Below are 4,921 nucleotides of genomic sequence, written 5' to 3' on the forward strand. Positions count from 1 at the left end.
GCCCGGGTAGGGGGCGGGGTCCTCGGCGGCCGGTTCGTCGCCGGGCTGCGGATCGCGCAGCAGGTCGCGCAGTTGGGCTGCGGTCTCCTCGAAGGCTGCGGTGGCCTCGTCGGCGGCGCGGTGGGCGCGCAGCGCCTCCTCGTGCCGGGTGCGGGCGGTCTCCAGGGCGTCGGCGCGGGCGGCGAGTTCGGCGTTGGCGGCGCGCAGGAGGCGCTGGGCCTCCTCGGCGTCGGCGGGCACCTGCTCCTCGGGTAGTTGGGTGTGAGCCTGCCCGTCGGCGGGGGCGAGGCGTTCCACCTCGCCCCGGAGCCGGCCGAGTTGTTCGCTGGCCGCCGAGGCGCGGGTCTCCAGGAGCTGGACGAGTTCCTCGGCGCGGGCGGCAGCGGCCTGCCGGGAGGGGCCGTCGGCGCCCTCCGCGGATTCCAGCAGCTGTCCGGCGCGGGTGCGGACCTTGTTGGTGAGACGGTCGAGTTCGGCGCGGGCGGCGGACTCGTCGCCTTCGGCGCGGGCCTGTTCGGCGCGCAGGTCGGCGCCGACGCCGACCTTCTCGTAGAGCCGGGAGGCGGATCGGTAGGCCTCGCGCAGCGCCGGCAGGGAGGAGGGGGGCGGGGTGTGCTCGGCGGCCTCCTCCGGGATGTCGTCGTCGGAGGCGCCGGCGATCTCGGCGCGCTCGGCGCGCAGGGCGCGGGCGGTGCGGCGGTTGTCGTCGGCGGAACGCTGGGCGGTGCGGCGGTCCTCGTCGGCGGCGCGGGCCCGGTCCAGCAGGGTCGCGGCGCGCTGCTGCGCCTCGGCGGCCTCCTCGGTCAGCTCCCGCACCCGGGTCTGCCAGCGGGCGCGTTCGCGCAGCCGGCCGGCGAGTCCGGCGAGCGCGTCGGAGCGACGGCGGGCCAGCTCGGCCTCCTCCTGACGGCGGTCGCGGAGCGCCGCGGCCTCGTTCGCGGCCTCCTGGGCCTCGGCGCGGCGGACGGCGGCCTCGTGCTGCTGGTCGACGGCGAGGTCGGCGGCCTCGGCGGCGGCGGTGGCGGCGGCGGCGAGTTCGGCGAGGCGGCCGGCGGGGCAGCCGGTCCGCCAGGCGGTGAGCCGGGCCGCCAGGGTGCGGTCGGCGGTGAGCCGGGCGGCGAGGGCGCGGATCTCCTCGTCGCGGCGGGCGGCGCGTTCGCGCAGCGCCCGCCGCTCGCCGTCGGCGGCCTGCTCGTCGTGCATCGCCGGGTTGGGCGGCACGAGGAAGACGCCGGTGCCGCTTCGGCCGGTCGGTGGTGCCAGCAGGGCGGCGGCGGTGCCGACGGCGACGGCGGAGCGCGGCAGCAGCGCGGCCTCGGCCAGCGCCTCGCGGGCCCGGGCGTGGCTGGACTCGTCGGTGATGACCACGCCGTCGACGAGTTCGGGGCGGGCGGCGAGCACGGCGGCGTGGTCGGCGGGGTCGACGGCCTGTGCGAGGTAGCGCCAGCCGGGCAGGGCGGGGATGCCGTGCTCGCCGAGGTACTCGACGGTGTCGAGCACGTCGCGGCTGGGCGGCAGCAGTCCGCCGTCGCCGAGCGCGCCGAGAATGCGGTTGTCGTCGGCGGCCTCGGTGCGCAGGTCGAACATCTGGCGTTCGGCGCCGCCGACCCGCTGCTCCAGCAGCGCGATCAGTTCCTCCGCGGCGCCGTCGACCTCGTCGGCGGTCAGCGGGCCGTCGGCGCCGAGCAGTTCGACCAGGCGGGGTTCGGCGCCGAGCAGGGCGGCGGCGTCGGCCTCGGCGGTGTGTGCCGCCTTGGCGGCCCGGGCGGCGTCGGCGGCGCGGGCGGCGGCCAGTTCGCGGCGGGCGAGCTCGGCGGCGGTCTCCCGGTCCCGTTCGGCGGTGGCGGCGGCCGCCTGGCGGGCCTGCTCACTGGCGGCGGCCGCGCTCGCGGCGGCGTCACCGGCGGCCAGTGCGGCGCGCGCGGGGTCGCCTTCGGCGTCGGCGGGCAACCAGCCGGCGAGTACGGCCTGTTCGGTCTCCTCGGCCAGCTCGGTGAGCCGCTGCCGCAGGTGCTCGCTCTCGCTGCGGGCGCGTTGGGCGGCGGTCGCGGCGGCGGTGGCGTCGCGGTGCGCGGTCTCGGCGACGTCCTGGAGCGCGGTGGAACGGTCCTCGCCCTCGGTGGCGGCGCGTTCGCTCTCGGTCGCCGCGGCGTCCAGTGCCCGTACGAGGTCGGCGGCGGCCCGGGCGCGGGCGGCGAGGGCCGGCGCGGCGTCCCGCTCGGCCTCGCGGATGGCGGCGGCGACCCGGGTGACCCGGTCCGCCGCGGCGCGGTGCCGCAGCACGGTCTCGGCGGCCTGCCAGGCGGCGTGCAGGGTGCGGGCGTCGACGAGTTCGCGGCGCTGTGCCGCGGCCGCCCTCTCGGCGGCGGTCAGGGCGAGGCTGGCGTGCCGGTGGGCTAGTTCGGCGGCGATGAGGGAGGCGGTCTCGCGGCCGCGTTCGGTATCGGTGACGGCGTGCGCGGCGTGGGCGACCTCGGTGGCGTGTTCGGCGGCCCGGGCGCGCTCGACGGCGGCGCGGGCGCCGAGGCGGCCGGCGAGAGTGCGGGTGCGTTCCTCGGCGGCGGTGTGCACGGCCCGGGCCCGGTCGCGTCGTTCGGCGGCCTCGGTGATGTTGATCAGGTGTTCGAGGGAGCCCGCGGTGAACTCGCGTTCGGCGGTCAACTCGGCGCGGCGGCCCAGTTTGTGGGCGAATCCGTGGACGAGGTCGGCCAGTCCGTCGGTGTCCCGGGTGTCGGTGACGGCGCGCAGCAGAAGGTCGGTGAAGTCGGCGTCGTTCTTCACCGCGAACAGGCCGGCGGCCTCGCCCTCGTCGGCGTTCATCTCGCGCTGGTAGCGGAAGAGTTCGGGGTCCAGGCCGAGCCGGGTCAGATGCTCCTTCCAGCGGTCGTGGCCCTCCTCCCAGACGACGTCGAGGCCGGGGTACGCCTTGCCGGTCTCGCTGAGGACGTCCCGGAAGCCCTTCATGGTGCGGCGGCGGCCCCGGGCTCCGGAGGCGCCCTCGGCAGCCGGGCGCAGCGCGCTGGCCTCGGCGACCGGGAGGGAGTCCAGGCTCATGCCGGGCCCGGGGCGGAAGCTGTACCAGGCCTCGGCGAACTTGCGCGGATCGCCTGAGACCTGACGACCGCGCCACTCGCTGACCTTGCCCACGACGACGGTCTCGCCGGTGACCGTGTGCTGCCACTCCAGCGCGACGTGGCCGCAGTCCTCGGCGAGCAGGAACTTGCGCAGCACTCCGGAGCTGGCGCCGCCCAGGGTGTTGCGGTGACCAGGCAGCATGACGGAGAAGATCAGTTTGAGCAGTACCGACTTGCCGCCGCCGTTCTCCAGGAAGAGCACGCCGGCGGGCGCGGGCCGCCGCGGCGGGCCGACCGGTTCGTCCTCGAAGAAGTCCGCCTGGGTGGGGGCCGGCTGGGGAACGGGGGCGCCGACTCCGCGCAGGTCGAGGACGGTGTCGGCGTAGCGGGCACCCGCGGGTCCGATGGAGTAGAGGCGGATGCGGGACAGCTCGTACATGTGGGCGGACTCTCGTTGCGGGCGGGGTCGGACGGAACGGGACGACGGACGACAGACGACGGCCTGCGGGGGCGGTCAGCGGTTGCGCTGGGCGGGCAGCGGGCCGGGGTCGGCGTGGAAGGGCAGGCCCTCGCCCTCGACGAGCCCGAGCGCGTCACCGTCGGCCGGCAGCAGGGTGGCGGTGCCGTCGCCGACCGGGACGACGCCCAGTTCGAGCAGTTCGGTGAGGGCGGCGTTGCCCGCCATGTCCCGGACCTGGAGCTGATAGCGGGCGGTGGTGCGGTAGGTGCCGCCGGACTCGTCCCCGGTGCGCTGGAGGAAGCCGGAGTCGGCGAGGAAGGCGACGGCCTTGCCGATGATGCCGGTGGTGGAGCCGGCGAGTCGGCGGGCGTCCTTGGTGGCGCCGGTGGCGTTGCGCCGGGCGTAGACGCGCCAGGCGGCCTCCAGGCCGGGCGCGTCGGTGGCCGGGTCGGTGTTCTCGCCTTCCTCGGCGGCGCGCTCCTCCAGTCGGCGGCAGGTCTGGCGGACGAAGGACTCGACGCCGGCGACGGTGACCCGTCCGATGTAGCCGTCGTCGGCCAGGTCCTCGGGGCGGGGAAAGGCCATGACCGCCACGGCCAGGTGCGCCAGACCGTGCAGGAAGCGGTCGGCGGAGTCGGCGGTGGCGCGGCGGGCGTAGTCGCCCATCCGTACGGCGAAGACGGAGTCCTCGCCGGCGGCGACGGCCATGCCGGCCCGGGGGGAGACCTCCAGTACGACAAGTCCGAGGCCGGTGGCGACGGCGTCGGTCACCCGGGCGAAGGCGGGTTCGTCGCGGTAGCGGCGCAGCAGTTCGGCGTAGGCGGCGTCGCGGGCGGGCAGCAGCTTGGGCTGGAGGCCGCAGGCGACCAGGCGGGCGGCGTCGGCGGCGTCCGCCGGGTTGAGGGCGGCGGGGCGTTCGGCGGTCTCGCTCGGCGCGGTGTCGACGTCGTACTCGCTCACAGGTCGTGCTCCTTGGTGCCGCGCGCCGCTCGGGCGGGCGCCTCGCTTCGTTCGGCGGCCATGCCGGCCGCGTCGAGCAGGGCGGTGCCGACGATCAGGTCGGCGCCGCCGAACTCGGGGTCGTCCAGTTCGGTGCCGTCGTCGACGGCGAACAGCAGGCGCTGCTCGCCCTGCCGGTAGGCGGTGCCGACCGGGGGGCTGGCGGCGTGTACGGCGATCAGCGCCACCAGGTAGGGCAGCTCCGGGTCGCGGCGCCTGGCTTCGGCGAGCAGCCCGGAGAGTCGGCGCGGGGCTTCGGGGGCCAGTTCGAGGAGTTCGGCGGCGGCGGCGTGGTGCTCCTCGCTGAACCGGCTGTCGTCGGGGGTGGCGATCAGGTCCGGTTCGGGCATCTCGGCGCCCAGGTGCTCGCGTGGGGCGGGCGGGGTGA

General features: G+C 77.0%; 2 protein-coding genes and 1 pseudogene. All 3 read right to left on the reverse strand.

The window, feature by feature from the left end; all coding sequences use genetic code 11:
- The coding region (locus FNX44_RS23885; protein WP_143650973.1) for a hypothetical protein at positions 1 to 3,513 on the reverse strand (3,513 nt) is incomplete at its 3' end.
- Between the two features lie 75 nt (positions 3,514 to 3,588).
- Positions 3,589 to 4,494: a hypothetical protein gene (locus FNX44_RS23890; protein WP_143650974.1), complete on the reverse strand. Its 906-nt coding sequence runs from the start codon at positions 4,492 to 4,494 to the stop codon at positions 3,589 to 3,591.
- Positions 4,491 to 4,921 (reverse strand): annotated as a pseudogene (locus tag FNX44_RS28245) (hypothetical protein); the annotation flags it as partial. The pseudogene FNX44_RS28245 and the gene FNX44_RS23890, both read right to left, overlap by 4 nt.

It is taken from the genome of Streptomyces alkaliterrae, from assembly GCF_007097205.2.
Lineage (GTDB): Bacteria > Actinomycetota > Actinomycetes > Streptomycetales > Streptomycetaceae > Streptomyces > Streptomyces alkaliterrae.